The 17,849-nt window shown below is 57.7% G+C and carries 18 protein-coding genes; 10 read left to right on the top strand and 8 right to left on the bottom strand.

The features are described from left to right. Nucleotides 1-6 precede the first annotated feature (6 nt). The gene (locus ABFX35_RS01085) at nucleotides 7-1,446 is read left to right on the top strand and encodes an N-acyl-D-amino-acid deacylase family protein (protein ID WP_346078686.1); all 1,440 of its coding nucleotides are present in this window, start codon (nucleotides 7-9) and stop codon (nucleotides 1,444-1,446) included. Between the two features lie 816 nt (nucleotides 1,447-2,262). Here ABFX35_RS01085 and rpiB read toward each other — a convergent pair. Further along, nucleotides 2,263-2,736 (bottom strand): bifunctional allose-6-phosphate isomerase/ribose-5-phosphate isomerase RpiB, encoded by a 474-nt coding sequence (gene rpiB / locus ABFX35_RS01080; RefSeq protein WP_346078684.1) that lies wholly within the window; start codon nucleotides 2,734-2,736, stop codon nucleotides 2,263-2,265. A gap of 373 nt (nucleotides 2,737-3,109) precedes the next feature. On the opposite strand from rpiB, the gene ABFX35_RS01075 reads away from it, so the two are divergent. From ABFX35_RS01075 to alsK, 6 genes are all read left to right on the top strand, one after another. Continuing rightward, nucleotides 3,110-3,994: a MurR/RpiR family transcriptional regulator gene (locus tag ABFX35_RS01075; protein ID WP_095845695.1), complete on the top strand. Its 885-nt coding sequence runs from the start codon at nucleotides 3,110-3,112 to the stop codon at nucleotides 3,992-3,994. A gap of 233 nt (nucleotides 3,995-4,227) precedes the next feature. After that, nucleotides 4,228-5,163 carry a D-allose transporter substrate-binding protein gene (gene alsB, locus ABFX35_RS01070; protein ID WP_095845696.1) on the top strand — a complete coding sequence of 312 codons (936 nt, stop codon included), beginning with the start codon at nucleotides 4,228-4,230 and terminating at the stop codon, nucleotides 5,161-5,163. A 139-nt stretch (nucleotides 5,164-5,302) separates the two neighbouring features. Then, complete coding sequence (gene alsA / locus ABFX35_RS01065; protein ID WP_346078682.1) at nucleotides 5,303-6,835, top strand: D-allose ABC transporter ATP-binding protein AlsA; 1,533 nt, start codon at nucleotides 5,303-5,305, stop codon at nucleotides 6,833-6,835. Then, a complete protein-coding gene (alsC, locus tag ABFX35_RS01060) occupies nucleotides 6,814-7,794 on the top strand; it encodes a D-allose ABC transporter permease (protein WP_121555238.1) in 981 nt (326 codons plus the stop codon). The genes alsA and alsC overlap by 22 nt, the downstream gene beginning before the upstream one ends. A 10-nt stretch (nucleotides 7,795-7,804) precedes the next feature. Beyond that, nucleotides 7,805-8,491: a D-allulose 6-phosphate 3-epimerase gene (gene alsE, locus ABFX35_RS01055; RefSeq protein WP_095845699.1), complete on the top strand. Its 687-nt coding sequence runs from the start codon at nucleotides 7,805-7,807 to the stop codon at nucleotides 8,489-8,491. Next, nucleotides 8,484-9,392 (top strand): allose kinase, encoded by a 909-nt coding sequence (alsK, locus tag ABFX35_RS01050; protein WP_346078679.1) that lies wholly within the window; start codon nucleotides 8,484-8,486, stop codon nucleotides 9,390-9,392. Before alsE ends, alsK begins: the two co-directional genes overlap by 8 nt. A 29-nt stretch (nucleotides 9,393-9,421) precedes the next feature. Here alsK and ABFX35_RS01045 read toward each other — a convergent pair whose 3' ends face one another. The 6 genes from ABFX35_RS01045 to ABFX35_RS01020 all read right to left on the bottom strand — a co-directional run bounded on the left by ABFX35_RS01045 (nucleotide 9,422) and on the right by ABFX35_RS01020 (nucleotide 14,128). Next, on the bottom strand, nucleotides 9,422-10,066 hold the full coding sequence (locus ABFX35_RS01045; RefSeq protein WP_230472665.1) for a GntR family transcriptional regulator: 645 nt from the start codon (nucleotides 10,064-10,066) through the stop codon (nucleotides 9,422-9,424). A gap of 159 nt (nucleotides 10,067-10,225) precedes the next feature. After that, nucleotides 10,226-11,023 (bottom strand): transporter substrate-binding domain-containing protein, encoded by a 798-nt coding sequence (locus ABFX35_RS01040; RefSeq protein WP_346078677.1) that lies wholly within the window; start codon nucleotides 11,021-11,023, stop codon nucleotides 10,226-10,228. Between the two features lie 39 nt (nucleotides 11,024-11,062). After that, entirely contained in the window at nucleotides 11,063-12,010 is a 948-nt protein-coding gene (locus tag ABFX35_RS01035; RefSeq protein WP_346078675.1) for an agmatinase, read from the bottom strand. Between the two features lie 14 nt (nucleotides 12,011-12,024). Beyond that, nucleotides 12,025-12,681, bottom strand: a complete 657-nt coding sequence (locus tag ABFX35_RS01030; RefSeq protein ID WP_095845704.1) for an amino acid ABC transporter permease — start codon at nucleotides 12,679-12,681, stop codon at nucleotides 12,025-12,027. Continuing rightward, nucleotides 12,678-13,484: an amino acid ABC transporter ATP-binding protein gene (locus ABFX35_RS01025; RefSeq protein ID WP_346078673.1), complete on the bottom strand. Its 807-nt coding sequence runs from the start codon at nucleotides 13,482-13,484 to the stop codon at nucleotides 12,678-12,680. Before ABFX35_RS01025 ends, ABFX35_RS01030 begins: the two co-directional genes overlap by 4 nt. Then, nucleotides 13,481-14,128, bottom strand: coding sequence for a DUF1989 domain-containing protein (locus ABFX35_RS01020; RefSeq protein ID WP_346078671.1), 648 nt, complete (start codon nucleotides 14,126-14,128; stop codon nucleotides 13,481-13,483). The genes ABFX35_RS01025 and ABFX35_RS01020 overlap by 4 nt, the downstream gene beginning before the upstream one ends. 107 nt (nucleotides 14,129-14,235) lie before the next feature. Between ABFX35_RS01020 and ABFX35_RS01015 the strand changes: the two genes are divergently transcribed. Next, nucleotides 14,236-15,201, top strand: coding sequence for a hydroxyacid dehydrogenase (locus ABFX35_RS01015; protein WP_346078669.1), 966 nt, complete (start codon nucleotides 14,236-14,238; stop codon nucleotides 15,199-15,201). 29 nt (nucleotides 15,202-15,230) lie between these two features. On the opposite strand, the gene ABFX35_RS01010 is transcribed toward ABFX35_RS01015, so the two are convergent. Further along, a complete protein-coding gene (locus ABFX35_RS01010; protein WP_095845708.1) occupies nucleotides 15,231-16,010 on the bottom strand; it encodes a LamB/YcsF family protein in 780 nt (259 codons plus the stop codon). Between the two features lie 150 nt (nucleotides 16,011-16,160). Between ABFX35_RS01010 and pxpB the strand changes: the two genes are divergently transcribed. Continuing rightward, entirely contained in the window at nucleotides 16,161-16,892 is a 732-nt protein-coding gene (pxpB, locus tag ABFX35_RS01005) for a 5-oxoprolinase subunit PxpB (protein ID WP_346078667.1), read from the top strand. Further along, entirely contained in the window at nucleotides 16,889-17,848 is a 960-nt protein-coding gene (locus tag ABFX35_RS01000; RefSeq protein WP_346078665.1) for a 5-oxoprolinase subunit C family protein, read from the top strand. Before pxpB ends, ABFX35_RS01000 begins: the two co-directional genes overlap by 4 nt. The last annotated feature ends 1 nt before the right edge of the window (nucleotide 17,849 follow it).

The raw sequence follows: 17,849 nt of genomic DNA, 5'->3' as shown, positions 1-17,849 counted from the left end.
TTCCCCATGGGCAATAGTTGTGTAATTCGCGGCGGCATGCTGTACGACGGCAGCGGCAACCCGCCGCAAAAAGCGGATGTGGCGATCGCCGGCCGCCATATTCAGGCGGTGGGCGCGCCGGGCACCCTGCACGGCACCCAGACGATCGACGCGCGCGGCATGGCGCTGGCGCCGGGCTTTATTGATGTGCATACCCATGACGATCGCGCCCTGCTGCAGCCCGGCATGATGACCGCCAAGCTGTCGCAGGGGGTGACCACCGTCATCACCGGCAACTGCGGCCTAAGCCTGGCGCCGGCGTCCATGGCGCAGATACCGGCGCCGCTGGATTTGATCGCCACGCCGGCCTGGCTGCGTTTCCCGCGCTTTGCCGACTACCTGGCAGCTATGGCGACCCAGGGCATCATGGTGAACGCCGCCTGCATGGTGGGGCACACCACCCTGCGCGCCAGCGTGATGCACGGCGACCTGACGCGCGAGGCCAGCGCGGCGGAATGCGCCGTCATGCGCGTGCGGCTGGAGGAAGCCTTGGCCGACGGCGCTTTCGGCTTCTCGACCGGCACCTTCTACCCTGCCGCGCGGGCAGCCACGCAGGAGGAGATCGTGGCGGTGGGTGAACCGTTGGCGCGCTATGGCGGCATTTACGCCACCCATATGCGCAATGAGGCGGAAGCGGTGCTGGATTCGTTGGAAGAGAGCTACGCCATCGGCCGCCTCTTGGGCGTGCGGGTATTGATTTCACACCACAAGCTCGCCGGGGTGAAAAACCACGGCCGCTCGCTGGAAACCCTGGCCAGCATACAGGCCGCCCGCGCCCGGCAGCCGCTGTCCTTGGATTGCTACCCTTATAACGCGTCTTCCACCACGCTCAACCCGGCGTTTGTGGCGCGGGCTTCCCGGGTGCTGGTGAGCTGGTCAACCCCGCATCCGCATCTGGCCGGGCAGTTGCTGGCCGATATCGCCGCCCAATGGGGCGTGAGTGATGAAGCGGCGGCGGAACGGCTGATGCCGGCCGGCGCCATTTACTTCATGATGGACGAGCAGGATGTGCAGCGCATTCTGGCCTTCCCGCCGACGATGATCGGCTCTGACGGCATGCCGCACGACGAGCACCCACATCCACGGCTGTGGGGCACGTTCCCGCGGGTATTGGGGCACTATAGCCGCGAACTCGGCCTGTTCCCGCTGCACACCGCCATCCACAAGATGAGCGGTTTACCCGCCGCCGAGCTGGGCATCCCGCTGCGCGGCCGGATTGCGCCCGGCAACTTTGCCGATCTGGTGCTGTTCAACACCGAGACGGTGCAAGACAGCGCCACTTTCGCGGAGCCTTGCACCCGGGCAACGGGGATTGAGTATGTTTGGGTGAATGGGCAATTGGCCTGGGCCGACAGGCAGGTGCAGCATGATAAGGCGGGGCAAATTGTCCGCCGGGCGCCCCAATAGGCAGGGGAGTTACTCCTGCGGCGCTGATAATTGCTGCAAAGAAACGCGGGTTGATTGCGGGGGATTAAGGCAATTCCCTGTACGCTGGTGGCGGCAGAGTACTGTTATAGCAACGTTCTTTGCCCTGACCGCGAGGGTTTCGGTCGCTATAACTCGGTCGCTTTTTGTCGCACCGTAGCCCGCGCCCGAGTTAGGGGCCGTGGGCGCGGCCCCTAACGACCCGCGCCTGCGCCATATCAGGCGGCCGCTGCGCGGCTGCCCTCTCTGTGTCACTCCGCATCACGGCCGGCTACGACAGGCGTCCCTGCCTGTCTCGCCTGAAACCGCCGTCCTTGGCGGTTTCGCCTATGCTACGTTCCGCCGTTCGGCGCCTTCAATGGCTTCAACACCCGTGCTCAACTCACCAAATGTGTTGTCTTTCATAAAATCAATAGAAGCTATACCCAAAATAATTCGAGTTGCAGGAAGGCGGCAACGCAGCGAATCCCCAGGAGCTTACTGGAGTAAGTGACTGGGGTGAGCGAGGAAAGCCAACGCACCTGCAGCTCGAAGTATGAAGGGTATAAGCGCGCATCTTGGGCTGCCGAGCAAGGCACCGTTGCCAGGGGCAATCGGCCACGGACAGCCGACCCGTCCGGCGACGGGGACGCCGCGAGGGGACCCGCGCAGCGGGCAGACCATGTTAAGCGCAGGCCGGGGTGTCGGGGCCGGGCCTTCGGCCCTGACAATTGCCAGCCACTATTGCCGCAAAGAAACTCGGGGTGATAAGGCAATTCCCCTTACACCGAGGGTTACAAAGTGCGGATTCGAATCAGGTTAACCACAGGCTGCGCCGGGCACATGACCAACGCGCGTTTCGATCTCGCTAATTGCATCAATCCGCGCCTGATGGCGCCCACCTTCAAACTGGGCGTCAAGCCAGGCATCCACGATCATTTTCGCCAGCTCTTGCCCCACCACCCGTGCGCCGAACGCCAGAATATTGGTGTTATTGTGCTGCCGCGACAGTTGGGCGGAATAAGGCTCGCTGCACACCACGGCCCGGATGCCGGGGTATTTATTAGCCGTAATGGAAATACCCACGCCAGTACCGCAAATCAGAATGCCGCCCTCCACTTCCCCCGCCAACACCGCTTCCGCCACCGCACCGGCGTAGCGCGGATAATCCGTGCGTTCACTGGACCAGGTGCCTTTATCCACCACCGTAACACCGCGCTGTTGCAGGTGCGCGACAATGGCCGCCTTCAGTTCAAAACCAACATGATCGCAGCCAAGGGCTATGTTCTTCATTACAACCTCTCGTTGATTGGGCTATCGCGCTAACTTTACAAAAGTTGTTTAATTTGTGAAATAAAGCCAAATCAGCCGATAAAAACCCGCTAAACTCGGCGGTTATCACCCTTATCGCTGCGCTTTATTTCATAAAAATGTGCTTTATTAAGATTAACGGCATCACACAAAGCAGACGACTTCTGGCAAAAAATTAAATTAATTAATTGAATATTAAATAAAAACACCAAAAAACACCTATCTACCACATGCGAGCAAAATTCACACAAAGATTAACTTTATAAGTTTTATAATTTTGTGAAGTTTGTTGCATATTTTATCAACGGCCTGTGGTGATATAGTGGCGTCTTCAGTTTATGGACGCGAGAAGCAAATGAGCCAATCAGAATTTGATCAGGGCATCCCGAATGGGATCGGCATCGCCCCTTACCTGCGGATGAAGCAGGAAGGTATGACGGAAAACGAAAGCCGAATCGTGGAATGGTTTTTGGCGCCGGGTAATTTAAGCGGAGCGCCATCGATAAAAGACGTTGCCGAAGCGCTGATGGTGTCGGAAGCCATGATTGTCAAAGTGTCGAAACTGCTGGGGTTTAGCGGTTTTCGCAACCTGCGCAGTTCACTGATCGACTACTTTTCACAGTCCGAACAGGTGTTGCCGGCCGAGCTGTCTTTCGATGAAGCGCCGCAAGATGTGGTGAACAAGGTGTTCAACATCACTCTGCGCACCATTATGGAAGGCCAGTCGATCGTCAATGTGGATGAGATCCACCGTGCGGCGCGTTATTTTTACCACGCCAAACAGCGCGATCTGTACGGCGTCGGCGGCTCAAACGCGATCTGCGCCGATATCGAGCATAAGCTGCTGCGCATCGGCGTGCGTTGCCACGCCTACCAGGACGCGCACATCATGATGATGTCCGCCGCGTTGCTGCAAGAAGGGGATGTAGTGCTGGTAGTCTCTCACTCTGGGCGCACCAGCGATCTGCAAGAAGCGGTAGAATTGGCGAAGAGCAACGGGGCGAAGATTATTTGTATCACCCACAGCTATAACTCGCCGATCGCCAAACTGGCAGACTTTATTATCTGTTCGCCGGCGCCGGAAACGCCATTATTAGGGCGAAACGCCTCGGCACGTATTTTACAACTGACCTTATTAGACGCTTTTTTTGTTTCCGTCGCACAACAGAATATTGAACAGGCAACGTTAAATATGGAAAAAACCGGCGCTATCGTTAACTTTTTCCGCCGGGATAAATAACCAAAAATTTTCAGACCACAGGTTGAAAACGATACCCGATTAATTCAGACCCTACGGTCTGAAATAATCTGGTATATACCCAAAATAATTCGAGTTGCAGGAAGGCGGCAACGCAGCAAATCCCCAGGAGCTTACATAAGTAAGTGACTGGGGGGAGCGAGGAAAGCCAACACACCTGCAACTTGAAGTATGAAGGGTATAAATTATATTTACCCTACAGTGAGAAAAATACAATGAACAAACTTCTGAAGTTATTCAGTAGCGCTGCTGTCGGTGTGATGTTATCCACCAGTGCTTTTGCCGCCGCCGATTATGCCGTGGTATTAAAAACGCTATCCAACCCGTTTTGGGTCGATATGAAAAAAGGCATTGAGGATCAGGCGAAGGCCAGTGGCGTTAGCGTTGATATTTTCGCTTCGCCTTCGGAGGGGGATTTCCAGTCGCAGCTGCAGCTCTTCGAAGATCTCAGTAATAAAAATTACAAAGGCATCGCCTTTGCGCCGCTCTCTTCGGTAAACCTGGTGATGCCGGTCACCCGCGCCTGGAAAAAAGGGATTTTCCTGGTCAATCTCGATGAAAAAATCGACATGGATAACCTGAAAAAAGCGGGCGGCAACGTGGAAGCGTTCGTCACCACCGACAACGTCGCCGTGGGCGGCAAAGCGGCCGACTACATCATTCAGCGGCTGGGCGCCGAAGGCGGCGAGGTAGCGATTATCGAAGGCAAAGCCGGCAACGCCTCCGGCGAGGCGCGCCGCCAGGGCGCGACCGCGGCCTTCCAAAAAGCCGGCGCGATTAAACTGGTTGCCAGCCAGCCTGCCGACTGGGATCGCATCAAAGCACTGGATGTCGCCACCAACGTATTGCAGCGTAACCCGAATCTGAAAGCCTTCTACTGCGCCAACGACACCATGGCGATGGGCGTAGCCCAGGCGGTGATCAACGCCGGCAAAACCGGCAAGGTACTGGTCGTGGGCACCGACGGTATTCCTGAAGCGCGCAAAATGGTGGCGGGCGGGCAAATGACCGCCACCGTCGCCCAGAACCCGGCGGATATCGGTGCTACCGGCCTGCGTTTACTGGTGGAAAAAGCCAAGACTGGCCAGGTGATCCCGCTGGATAAACAGCCGGAATTCAAACTGGTCGATTCGGTACTGATTACCCAATAGCCACCCGGCCCCCGGTGGCGCAAACCGGGGGCCACGGCGAAATATATACCCAAAATAATGCGAGTTGCGGGATAAACGCGCCACACCGCAAGCGCAAATATCGCGGATACCTGGAGCATGGCGGAATAGAGGTAATTATATGGTCACGCCTTATATCAGCATGGCGGGGATCGGCAAATCTTTTGGCCCGGTTCATGCATTAAAATCGGTTGATTTAGCCATTTACACTCATGAAATACATGCGTTATTAGGTGAAAACGGCGCCGGTAAATCAACCCTGATGAAAATATTGTCGGGTATCTATGAACCCACCAAAGGGGCAATCACCATTGATCACACCGACTATAACAAACTGGATCATAAACTCGCCTCGCAATTAGGCGTGGGTATTATTTACCAGGAGTTAAGCGTTATAGATGAATTAACCGTGCTGGAGAATCTTTATATTGGCCGCCACCTGACCAAAAAAGTCTGTGGCATCACGATTATTGACTGGAAAGAAATGCGCCTGCGCGCCGCCATGATGTTATTACGCGTCGGCCTAAAAGTGGATCTTGATGAAAAAGTGGCGAATTTATCCATCAGCCATAAACAAATGTTGGAAATCGCCAGAACGCTGATGCTCAACGCCAAAGTGATCATCATGGATGAGCCAACCTCTTCGCTGACCAGCAAAGAAGTTGATTACCTGTTTCTGATCATGCGGCAGTTGCGCAAAGAGGGCTGTGCGATCGTGTATATCTCGCACAAGCTCAATGAGATCCGCCAAATCTGCGATCGCTACACGGTGATGAAAGACGGCAGTAGCGTCAACAGCGGCATGGTGAGCGACGTCAGCAACGACGACATCGTGCGCCTGATGGTGGGCCGCGAGTTGCAAAACCGCTTTATGGCGCTGAAAGAGAATGCCGGCAATGTGGAACCGGACACGGTGTTCGAAGTGAAACACGTCACCAGCCGCGACAAAAAGAAAGTCCGCGATATCTCTTTTACGGTCAGCCGGGGCGAAATCCTCGGTTTCGCCGGGCTGGTTGGCTCCGGCCGCACCGAACTGATGAACTGCCTGTTCGGCGCCGAAAAACGCAGCCAGGGGGAGATCCTGCTGCACGGCAAGCCGATTACGCCCCGTTCGCCGCTCGACGCATTGAAAAAAGGCATGGCATACATCACCGAAAGCCGGCGCGAGAACGGCTTTTTCGCCAACTTTTCCATAGCTGAAAACATCGCCATCAGCCGCAGCCTGAAAGACGGCGGCTACAAGGGCGCCATCGGGTTATTCAAACCGCAGCAAGAGCATGACATCGCCGAACAGCAGCGTGCCCTGCTCGCGCTCAAGTGCCAGTCGGTGGATCAAAACATCACCGAGCTGTCGGGCGGCAACCAGCAAAAGGTGCTGATTTCCAAATGGCTCTGCTGCCACCCGGAAGTGATTATTTTCGATGAACCAACCCGCGGCATCGACGTGGGGGCCAAGGCTGAAATTTACAAAGTGATGCGCCGGCTGGCGGACGAAGGGAAAGTGATCCTAATGGTTTCTTCCGAGCTGCCGGAAATTATTACCGTCTGTGACCGTATTGCGGTGTTTTGCGCAGGGCGCCTGACGAAAATTTTGAACAATCGCGACGATATCAGCGAAGAGGAGATTATGGCATGGGCATTACCTCAAGAGTAAAAGGCGAGCCGCCAGAAAAGGCGCCGTTTAACTTCGCCCTGTTCTGGGATAAATACGGCACATTTTTCATCCTCGCGATTATCGTGGCGATCTTCGGCACGTTGTCGGCGGAGTATTTCCTCACCGCCAACAACATCACGCAGATTTTCGTGCAAAGTTCGGTAACCGTGCTGATCGGCATGGGGGAGTTCTTCGCCATTCTGGTGGCGGGGATCGATCTTTCGGTCGGCGCGATCCTGGCGCTGTCGGGCATGGTCACCGCCAAACTGATGCTGGCCGGCTTTGATCCGGTTTCCGCCGCGCTGATTGGCGGCGTGGTGGTCGGCGGCGCGCTTGGCGCCATCAACGGCTGCCTGGTGAACTGGACGGGGTTGCACCCGTTTATCATTACGCTGGGCACCAACGCCATCTTCCGCGGCATTACGCTGGTGATTTCCGACGCCAACTCGGTGTACGGTTTCTCTTTCGACTTCGTCAATTTCTTCGCCGCCAGCGTTATCGGCATACCGGTACCGGTTATCTTCTCGCTGCTGATCGCCATTGTGCTGTGGTTCCTCACCACCCGCACCCGGCTGGGGCGCAACATCTATGCGCTGGGCGGCAACAAAAACTCCGCCTTCTATTCCGGCATTGATGTGAAGTTCCATATGTTGGTGGTGTTCATCATCTCCGGCATTTGCGCCGGGCTGGCGGGCGTGGTGTCCACCGCGCGCCTCGGCGCGGCCGAGCCGTTAGCCGGCATGGGATTTGAAACCTACGCCATAGCCAGCGCCATTATCGGCGGCACCAGCTTCTTCGGCGGCAAGGGGCGCATTTTCTCGGTGGTGATCGGCGGCCTGATCATCGGCACCATCAATAACGGCCTGAATATTCTGCAAGTACAAACCTACTACCAACTGGTGGTGATGGGCGGGCTGATTATCGCCGCTGTCGCACTGGATCGGCTGATCAGTAAGTAAGGAGCCAATGATGAAAATATCCCCCTCTCTGATGTGTATGGATCTATTGAAGTTCAAAGAGCAGATCGAGTTTATCGATCGCCATGCGGACTATTTTCATATCGACATTATGGACGGCCACTTCGTGCCGAACCTGACGCTCTCGCCGTTTTTCGTCAGCCAGGTACGCCGCCTGGCGAGTAAACCGCTTGACTGCCACCTGATGGTGACCCGGCCGCAGGACTACATCGCCTCGCTGGCGGCCGCCGGCGCCGATTTCATTACCCTGCACCCGGAAACCATCAACGGCCAGGCGTTTCGCCTGTTCGATGAGATCCGCCGGCACGGCATGAAAGTGGGCCTGATCCTCAACCCGGAAACCGCGGTCGATACGATGAAGTATTACATTCACAAGGCCGACAAGATCACCGTGATGACGGTTGATCCCGGCTTTGCCGGGCAGCCCTTCATCCCGGAAATGCTGGAAAAAATCGCCGAACTGAAAGAATGGCGCACGCGTGAAGGGCTGTCTTATGAAATCGAGATCGATGGCTCCTGCAACCAAGGCACCTATCAGCGCCTGATTGAGGCGGGTGCGGATGTGTTGATCGTCGGCTCCTCCGGCCTGTTCAGCCATTCGCCGGATGTTGCCGAAGCCTGGAACATCATGGCGCAGCAGATTGTGCAAGCCAAAAGCGCGGAGGCCCGCCATGTCTGAACCGCTTCCCGTGGTGGCCGGGGTGGATATGGGCGCCACCCATACCCGCTTCTGCCTGCAAAACGCCGAGGGGGTGGAGATCGTCTGCAAGAAATTACCCACCGCGGAGGTCATTGCTCCCGGCCTGGCCGCCGGGCTTAGCGGCCAACTGCGCCAGCTGTTTGAGCAGCACCGTGCACGCGGCCTGGGCGTGATGATCGGGTTCCCGGCGCTGGTGGGCAGCGATCGGCGCACCATTATCTCAACCCCCAACCTGCCGCTGACGGCCAGCGAATTCGCCGGCCTGGCCGAATGCCTGGAACACCAACTCGCATGCCCGGTGCAGTTTGCGCGCGATGTCAATCTGCAGCTCTCTTATGATGTGCATGAAAACGCGCTGGAAAACGAGGTGGTGCTGGCCGCCTACCTCGGCACCGGCATGGGGTTCGCCATCTGGCTCAACGGCGCCCCCTGGACCGGCGCCCACGGCGTGGCGGGCGAGCTTGGCCATATTCCGCAGGGCGACGGCCGCATGCGCTGCGGCTGCGGCAATCTCGGCTGCCTGGAAACGGTCTGTTCCGGCGTGGCGCTGCGCCACTGGTATGAACAAACGCCGCGCGCCTATACGCTCGGCGAACTGTTTTTACACAGCCGCAGCGATGCCTTTATTGTTGCATTGCTGGCGCACGCGGCGCGCGCCATCGCCACCAGCATTAACCTGTTTGATCCACACAGCGTGATCCTCGGCGGCGGGGTAATGGATATGCCGGGGTTCCCGTTATGCGAGCTGATCGCCGGCGTGCGTATGCATCTGCGCCGCCCGCTGCCCCATGACGCGGTGCGCTTTATCCCCGCCTCTTCTTCAGACTTTAACGGCGCCTGCGGGGCCGCCGGCCTTGCCCGCCGCCGCTGGCTGAATTAGCCGGCCCTGTGCGGCCTGGCGGAGGGGATTCAGAATTGGCTCAGGCGTTTGATGATGCTTTCCCGCACGTTATCAATGTGCGCGATAAGCAGATCCCGCGCCTGTTCGGCCTGCCCGTTGCGCAGCGCTTCAATGATCGCCAAATGTTCGTTATGGCCAATAACAAAGCGTTCCGGCACCTGGCGCAAATTGAACATGCTGGTTTTTAAGCGCAGGGTTTGAATATAGCCTTTCAATAAACGGTTGCCGCTGTAATGGGCGATCGCGTCATGCAGGCGGGTATCCACCGCCCAATCCTCTTTGGGATCCGGCCGGTCCTGGCTAAGCAGGCGTTTAATCTGCCTGGCGATGGCATCCAGCTCATCGCCGGGAATACGGCCGGCGGCCAGGCGAGCCGCCTCACCTTCCAGAGTGCGGCGCACGTGCAGCGTTTCGATCAGTTCCTGGATGGAGAACTCTTTCACTACTGGCGTTCTGCCGCCGTTACGCACAATAAAGCCTTCGTTTTCCAGCCTGTTGAGCGCATTTCTTACCGGCGTGCGGGAAATATCCATCATTTCCGCCAGGCGCCGTTCCTGCAATACGGTATTCACTGGCAGTTCGCGGTTGATGATCATTTGCAAAATGATATCGTAAGCCTTCCTGCTTAAATTCCGTTCGTTATCATCATTCATACAGTAGCTTGTGCTCATAGAAACCATCGTATTTTCACACTGGATAAACCGTTAAGCAGGCTAATCCGTCTGCAACCCCGGCCGCGGTGCCCGGCAAGGATTGCCGAACACAGCCTAGCATTTTCATCTCAAAGATACAGCAGCAGGCCCTGCGCCGCATTACTGCGGCAAGCTGCGCACCGGATCTTTCGGCGCAGGATCGTAACCCACCAGCGGGGTTACCAGCCTGGCGTAAGTGCCATCGGCCTTCATTTCGGCCAGGGCTTTATTAACGGCAGCAACCAAATTCGGCTTGCCCTTTTTCAGCGCAAAGCCTTTCTGGATCTGGTTCACATAGTCCGGCGTCTGTTTAAAAGGCAGCTTCATGTCTTTAATCAGGTAGGCATTACCAATCGAGTCATTAATCACCCCATCGATATTCCCGTTCGCCATATCCTGCACGGCAGCCGTTACGTCAACGTAGCTTTTTAATATCGCGCCGTGCCCCACCGCCAACTGAGCATAGGTGGAAGAAACCTGTGCGCCGATGCGTTTGCCTTTCAGATCCTGTGCGGATTGAATAGCTGAATCTTGCGGAATAATAATCCGGCCGCCGGATTCGATCCAACCGTCGGCAAAGATAATCGCTTTTTGCCGTTCCGGGGTAATATCCATCGCGGCGCTGCTGATATCAAACTGATCGGCCTGCAGGCCAATTAAAATGGAGTCCCATTTCGTCACAATCGGCATATATTTAAGATCAAGACGCCGAGCGATCTCTTTCATTACGCTGATTTCCAGGCCGTCCAGTTGGCCATTGGCCATCCGCATGCTGTACGGCGGGTTGGTCCCTTCGGTGGCAACGCGTAATTCCCCTTGCTTGAGCAGTTCAAGTTGCCCATCACCCGCCGCCGCGGCAAAAAAGGACATCAACGCTGACACCAGTACGGCAAGACTAAAAACCAATTTTAGTTTCATGTGGCATGACTCCCGATGTGTTGAATAGCAATAGGAAAATCAAGGCATTGTGGTTGCCAATAGTGATAACAATTCCAGCATGGCGGTCGCCCCGAGCAGCGCGGTGATTTGCCCCGGCCCGTCATACGGCGGGCTGATTTCCGTCACGTCGCAGCCCACCATGTTGATCTTGTTTAACGCGCGTAACAGCAACAGCGCTTCGCGCGTGCTCGGCCCGCCGGATTCCGGGGTTTGCACTGCGGGTACCGAAGCCGGGTCAACAAAGTCCATATCGAAGGTAATAAACGTCGGCCGCCCCGCCGTTCTGGCGCTAATGCGTTCGGCCAGCGCCGGCAACCCAATGTCGAACATCTCATCGGTGGTGACTACCTCATAGCCCAAATCCAGCGACTGGGTGATATCGCTGGTTTTAAACAAGGAGCCGCGCAGGCCCACCTGTATCGAATAGCGCGGATCGACAATGTTTTCTTCCACCGCCCGGCGGAACGGCGTGCCGGCGCTGTATTGCAGATCGGCAAAGTATTTATCCCAGGTGTCGCTGTGTGAATCGAACTGCACCAGCGCCAGCGGGCCGTGTACTCTGGCAATCGCCCGCAGCTCCGCCAGGGTGACGGAATGGTCGCCGCCGATGGCGCACGGCACGGCTCCCGCTGCAGCAATGCGGTGAATGGTTTCTTCTATCAGCCGCAACGATTCGATTTCATAACCGGGCACCACCACCGAATCCCCCACATCGGCAATGCGCAGTTTTTCAAAGATATTGACATTGCCGCGATAGGGATTGATCGGGCGCAGCATCACCGACATGGCGCGCACGGCATTGGGCGCAAAGCGCGCGCCGCTGCGAAAAGGCGCGCCGGAATCCGACGGTATGCCGACGATCGCCGCATCAAGATCGCCGGGATCGTTGGCCAGCGGCAAACGCATAAAGGTCGGCAGGCCGCAAAAGCGTGGGCTGGCCAGCGAATCGGCAGGCTGTGAACTCATGGCAAACTCCTTGGTTAGCTGTAACGTTCCTGGCGGCGTTCAAGCCAGGCGGCAAACTCCGTCAGCATCGACGTCAACAGCAAATAAATCACCGAGGCGGCAATATAGAATTCAAACGGACGGAAAGTGGCGGAGATAATGGTCTGGGCATACAGAGTGATGTCGATCACCGTAATGGTGGAAAGCAACGAGGTGTTTTTCAACGCGGAAATTGCCTCGTTGGTCATCGGCGGCAAAATAATGCGAAACACCTGCGGCAAGATGATGCGGCGCATCACTTCACGTTTGGACAGCCCCAGCGCATAGGCTGATTCCATTTGGCTACGCGGAATGGCATTTAGCCCTGAACGGATAATTTCAGCGATATAAGCGCCGCTGTTTAGCGCCAGCGCAATCACACCGGCGGCGAACGGTGAAAACCGGATCCCCAACTGCGGCAAGCCGAAATAGACAATAAACACCTGGATCAACGCCGGCGTGCCGCGCACAAACCAAATGTAAAACCGGCTGGCCCGGCTAAATAGCGCCACCGGCGAAAGCTTGCCCAGCGCCGCCGCCAGCCCAAACACCCAACTGAGCAGAATCGTCAGCACCGTGATGGCCAACACCGTCACGGCGGCATAGAAAAAACCGGCGCCATAGGCCTGGAAATCACTCAATAATTGATTCATGGCACATTCCTTTTCGCGGCGGGGGAAATATCCTCATGCAGAATGCGGCTGAGAAATTGCCGTAACCGGGGGCTTTCCGGATCGGCCAGTACCCGCTGCGGCGGGCCGTCCTCGGCCACCACGCCCTGATCAAAAAACAGTACGCGTGAAGAAACATCCCGGGCAAAGGCGATTTCATGGGTCACCAGCAGCATGGTCATGCCCTCTTCCGCCAGGGCGGCGATCAGGGCAAGCACTTCGCCCACCAACTCCGGATCGAGCGCCGAGGTGGCCTCATCGAACAGCATCATGCGCGGCTTCATCGCCAGCGCCCGGGCTATCGCCACCCGCTGCTGTTGCCCGCCGGAGAGCCGGCCGGGGTACTGATCGCGCTTTTCATACATCCCGACGCGGTTCAATAAGGCGTCGGCCACCTCTACCGCCTCCTTGCGCGACATTTTTTTCACCCGCAGCGGCGCTTCAATCACATTCTCCAGCACCGTCATATGCGGCCATAAATGGTAGCTCTGGAACACCATGCCAATTTGCGTACGCAGTTGTTGCAACTGCTCGGTGGAAGGCTGGGCTCTGGCGCCGTCACGGAAATCAAACGAGAATTCACCAAATTCCATAAAGCCGCTCTGCGGCATTTCCAGCACGTTCAGACAGCGCAAAAACGTACTTTTCCCGGAGCCGCTGGCGCCGATAATCGAAACCACCTCGCCGCGGTTGACGTTCAACGCCACATTTTTCAACACATGCAGTTCGCCATAGCGCTTATTCAGCTCTTTGATCCGTAATAAAGACGGCTCAATGTGCGTCATGCGGCCCCTCCTTCACATGGCATATTCTCGATTAAGTGCAAACCAATATCGGCAGGCCGGCGGCTAACACCGTTAATCGGCGTGATATCTTGTGGGCAGGCGGAAAGCACCAGCCAGATATCCTGCTCGGCCTTTAACACCAAGGTATCCCCCGCTTTGGCGCGCGGCGGGGCGCGATCGAGCGCACCGTCCGGCTGAAACGGCACATTCATAAACAGGTTCAATGAAGCCGGGGTAAACGGCAGCGTGATGCCCAGATGATTCAAGGCGGCGTGGAAATTATCGGTGCAGCTACGGTGGTATTGCGTGCAGCCCAGCTCCCGATAAATCTCGGCATTGCAGGGGCACAGCAGCGTGTCATGCCGGCCGGGCGAGGCGTCGTGAACCAGTGTAAACATGGCCGCGCGATAGTTGCTGACCACCGTCATTCCTGGCTGCAGAAACAGATTGCTGTTCACCGAACGCGTATGTTCCATAGAGGCGTACTCGAAAGGATCGCGTTGGCTAATTGCCCAGGCATCCACCACCTGATTGCCGCAAATATTCTCGATCGCCAGCGCCTGCCCTTTGCCCAGCGCGACCGCAATGCCTTCTGTGGCCGCGAGAATCATATCCTGCCCGGTGAAACAAGGTTGGGCCATCATCTGAACCCCCTATTGCTGTATGCGTAAAAATCATGTTTGTTTTTTATTGGCACTTGTATAAAAAGCAAAGAAAATGCCAAAAGTATTCCAAACGCGGAGCGCGCCCAATGAAAAATAGTTGCTGGATACCCAAGCCGATACACCAGTTCGGAATCAACAGGTTAAAAAATGCCAATCTGTCACCTTTGGAACAAAGCGAGGATTTGGATACGGCGGCTCAGGCCGGTGTGGTCGCGGCAATCTTCCGCAGCGGCGAATTTTCACGCACCATGATGGCGCAACTGCCGCATCTTAGAGTGATTGCCGTCCACGGCGTAGGGACCGACGGCATTGATCTGCAGGCGGCAACAGAGAAAGGCATCGTGGTGATCAATACGCCAGGCATGAATACGCGCTCGGTCGCCGAACATGCCATCGGGCTGATGTTCGCCCTGGCAAAACGGCAGGTAGCGGCAGACAACGCGGTCCGGCAGGGCGCCTATCAGGCCTTCAAATATCAAAGCGGGCTGCGGGAGCTGCAGCATGCGGTGCTGGGGATTGTCGGGCTGGGCGCCATCGGCCGCTGCACGGCGGCGTTGGCCAACGCATTGGGGATGCAGGTCGTGGTTTACAGCAGCCAGCCGGATGCGGTTATCCGGGCCGCAGGGTACCGTAAGGCCGCCGATCTGGCCGCATTGCTGCGCCAAAGCGACATCGTTTCTCTGCATGTCCCTTCCCTGCCGGCAACCCGGCACCTGATCGGTGCGCAGCAGTTAGCGCTGATGAAACCTTCGGCCTACCTGATTAATACCAGCCGCGGCGCGCTGATCGATGAAGCGGCGCTCATCCGCGCACTCAATAACGGCGCGCTGGCGGGGGCTGGGCTGGACGTTTTCGAGCAGGAACCGTTGCCTGCCGGCGCCGCCCTGCTGGCCGCCCGCAATTTGGTGGTTTCGCCGCACATTGCGGCATCGACGGAGCAGGCGTTAATCAATATGGCAGGCGCGGCAGTTGAAGGCATTTTACGCGTGTTGCGGGATGAAAAGCCGGATTCGCTGGTTAACCCGGCGGTATGGCCAACCCGGCGCCGGTAAGAACGGCGGCGCCCGGCGTTCAGCGGCCATCAGCCACGGGCGGCAATGACTTCACTCATCGGGGCGAAGGCCACGCCTTTGCTTTCTAACAGCGTGCGCACCTGCGCCGCCATCTCAACCGCGCCCGGCGTGTCGCCGTGCACGCAAATGGTATCAATCGTCACCGGTATGCGCGTTCCCTGCAAGGTGATCAGCGCCTGATCCTCCAGCATCCGTAGGATCCGCTCGCTGGCCTGTTTGGCATCGTGCAGCACCGCGCCCGGCAGCTTGCGCGACACCAGGTTGCCGTTTTCGGCATAAGCGCGATCGACGTAGATCTCGCGCACCAGCGGCAAGCCCACTTCCAGCGCCGCTTTTTCCGTGCACAAGCCCGGCATGGTCACCATAATCAAGGACTTGTCCACCGCATAAATCGCCCTGGCCACTGCCATCGCCAGCGCATCGTCTTCCGCCGCCATATTGCCGAGCGCGCCGTGGGTTTTCACATGCTGCAAACGCATCCCCTGGCTTTCCGCCAACGCTTTCAATGCACCGATCTGATAGATGATCTGCCGTTCGATCTGCGCCGGGCTGTCGCCCAGGATCTGGCGGCGGCCAAAGCCCTGCAGATCAAAAAAGCTGGGATGCGCTCCCACCTTGACCCCCTGCTGCTGCGCCGCGGCCAACGTTGCCGCCATCACGTCCGGATCCCCGGCGTGGAAACCGCAGGCGATGTTGGCCGAGGTTACGATGCGCAACATCTCTTCATCCTGCCCCATCGTCCAGGCCCCGAAACTTTCCCCCATATCGCAGTTGAGATCGATCAACATGGCGCATTCCCCTTGGTTATTTTGATTGCCCATCACAGTTGCACAGCACGGCGCGAAAATAAATCTCTATCTCGTATATTGACAGCATCTCATTGGTATGCCAAACGTATTTCATACGACCATCACTTTTAGACATGTGGGAAAAATGACGTGGACCAGCCCGCAGCAGCCCCCGCGTGGCAATTACTCCCGGTTGCCGATCACGCGGTTTACATCGATTTTGGCGAGGTAATCGACGAACAGATCAACCGGCGCGTCACCGCATTAGCGGCGCGCCTGAAGGCGGCGGCGCCGGCCGGGATCACCTCGCTGATCCCCACCTACCGTTCACTGACGGTGAATTACGATTCCACCCAAGTGCGGCAGCAGGCATTAATCCAGCAGCTTGAGCAGTTGCTGGCCGAGACGGCGGAGGCCGATGCGCCCAGCAAATGCTGGCATATTCCGGTGTGCTACGGCGGGCAGTACGGCATCGATTTGCCGGAACTTGCCGCCACGCACGGGCTAAGCGAGCAAGAAGCCATCGCCATCCACAGCGCAACCCGCTACCGCGTTTATATGATCGGTTTTATGCCCGGCTTTGCCTATCTTGGCGGGCTGGATGCGCGTTTGCACACCCCGCGGCGGGTGGAGCCGCGTCTGAAGGTGCCCGCCGGCAGCATCAGCATCGGCGGCATGCAAACGGCGGTCGGTTCCGTCGCCGCCCCCAGCGGCTGGCACCTGCTGGGGCGCACGCCGGTGCGTAGCTTTGATCCCACGCGCGAATCCCCCTTTCTGCTGCAGGCCGGCGACAACGTCCGCTTTTTTACCATCAGTGAGCGCCAATTCGAACAACTCTCGGCAGAGCGCCACTATCTGCCCGAATGGAGCTGGCAGGCATGATGCATTTTGAGGTGCTTTCCCCCGGGCTTTTTACCACTTTGCAAGATGAAGGCCGCTTCGGCTTTGAAGACCAGGGCGTGCCGCCTTCCGGTGCGATGGACGAACTCAGCTTTGCCGTTGCCAACGCGCTGGTCGGCAACCCGGCCAACACCGGCGCGCTGGAAATCACTCTGCTCGGTCCCACGCTGCGCCTGGCCGGCGATCGCCCATACCATTTCGCGGTGACCGGCAACCTGGCGGCCACGCTCAACGGCCGCCCGTGCGCGCCTTATCGGTGCCATGAAATGCAGCCGGGCAGCGTGCTGGCGCTGGGGCGCGTCATCAGCGGCGCCCGGGGCTATCTGGCGGTCACCGGCGGCTTTGCCGTGGCGCCGGTGCTGGGCAGCGTTTCAACCCTGATGCGGGCCGGCCTGGGTGGGTTTGCCGGGCGCCCGTTGCAAAAAAATGACCATCTACCGCTGGTTGACGCCCCCACGGCGCCCCCGTATCAGGGCGCGGCAGAGCGCATCATGCCGCAGATGGAAAAGCGGCCGATCCGCATTATCTGGGGGCCGCAGGATACGCATTTCGATGCGGCGGCCAAAGCAGGCTTTATTGAGCAACACTACACCCTGTCCAATCAGAGCGATCGCATGGGCTACCGTTTGCAGGGCCAGCCGATCGCGCACAGTAAAGGGTTCAATATCGTCTCTGACGCCATCGCCCGCGGCAGCATTCAGATCCCCGGCAACGGCCTGCCGATCGTGGCGATGAGCGATCGCCAAACCACCGGCGGCTACCCGAAAATCGCCACCGTCATCCGTGCTGATTTGGCCAGGCTGGGGCAGTTGAAGCCCGGCGACAGGCTGCAGTTTGAACCGGTGAGCGTTGAAAAAGCGGAAACGCTGTGGTGCGGTCGCCAGCAGGCGCTGGCCCAGTGGTTGGAAAAATTGCGCGGCGGCCAGGCCGATGCCTGAA

Source organism: Gibbsiella dentisursi, assembly GCF_039539505.1.
Taxonomy (GTDB): domain Bacteria; phylum Pseudomonadota; class Gammaproteobacteria; order Enterobacterales; family Enterobacteriaceae; genus Gibbsiella; species Gibbsiella quercinecans.
This window is presented reverse-complemented; position numbering and strand designations above follow the sequence as displayed.

What these genes read in the sequence shown, in the direction of transcription:
- ABFX35_RS01035 (WP_346078675.1), bottom strand. Translation starts at nt 12,010, where the DNA reads ATGAGTTCACAGCCTGCCGATTCGCTGGCCAGCCCACGCTTTTGCGGC.
- ABFX35_RS01015 (WP_346078669.1), top strand. Translation starts at nt 14,236, where the DNA reads ATGAAAAATAGTTGCTGGATACCCAAGCCGATACACCAGTTCGGAATC.
- ABFX35_RS01020 (WP_346078671.1), bottom strand. Translation starts at nt 14,128, where the DNA reads ATGATGGCCCAACCTTGTTTCACCGGGCAGGATATGATTCTCGCGGCC.
- alsB (WP_095845696.1), top strand. Translation starts at nt 4,228, where the DNA reads ATGAACAAACTTCTGAAGTTATTCAGTAGCGCTGCTGTCGGTGTGATG.
- ABFX35_RS01045 (WP_230472665.1), bottom strand. Translation starts at nt 10,066, where the DNA reads ATGAATGATGATAACGAACGGAATTTAAGCAGGAAGGCTTACGATATC.
- ABFX35_RS01010 (WP_095845708.1), bottom strand. Translation starts at nt 16,010, where the DNA reads ATGTTGATCGATCTCAACTGCGATATGGGGGAAAGTTTCGGGGCCTGG.
- ABFX35_RS01030 (WP_095845704.1), bottom strand. Translation starts at nt 12,681, where the DNA reads ATGAATCAATTATTGAGTGATTTCCAGGCCTATGGCGCCGGTTTTTTC.
- ABFX35_RS01000 (WP_346078665.1), top strand. Translation starts at nt 16,889, where the DNA reads ATGATGCATTTTGAGGTGCTTTCCCCCGGGCTTTTTACCACTTTGCAA.
- alsA (WP_346078682.1), top strand. Translation starts at nt 5,303, where the DNA reads ATGGTCACGCCTTATATCAGCATGGCGGGGATCGGCAAATCTTTTGGC.
- rpiB (WP_346078684.1), bottom strand. Translation starts at nt 2,736, where the DNA reads ATGAAGAACATAGCCCTTGGCTGCGATCATGTTGGTTTTGAACTGAAG.
- alsK (WP_346078679.1), top strand. Translation starts at nt 8,484, where the DNA reads ATGTCTGAACCGCTTCCCGTGGTGGCCGGGGTGGATATGGGCGCCACC.
- ABFX35_RS01075 (WP_095845695.1), top strand. Translation starts at nt 3,110, where the DNA reads ATGAGCCAATCAGAATTTGATCAGGGCATCCCGAATGGGATCGGCATC.
- ABFX35_RS01085 (WP_346078686.1), top strand. Translation starts at nt 7, where the DNA reads ATGGGCAATAGTTGTGTAATTCGCGGCGGCATGCTGTACGACGGCAGC.
- ABFX35_RS01025 (WP_346078673.1), bottom strand. Translation starts at nt 13,484, where the DNA reads ATGACGCACATTGAGCCGTCTTTATTACGGATCAAAGAGCTGAATAAG.
- alsE (WP_095845699.1), top strand. Translation starts at nt 7,805, where the DNA reads ATGAAAATATCCCCCTCTCTGATGTGTATGGATCTATTGAAGTTCAAA.
- ABFX35_RS01040 (WP_346078677.1), bottom strand. Translation starts at nt 11,023, where the DNA reads ATGAAACTAAAATTGGTTTTTAGTCTTGCCGTACTGGTGTCAGCGTTG.
- alsC (WP_121555238.1), top strand. Translation starts at nt 6,814, where the DNA reads ATGGGCATTACCTCAAGAGTAAAAGGCGAGCCGCCAGAAAAGGCGCCG.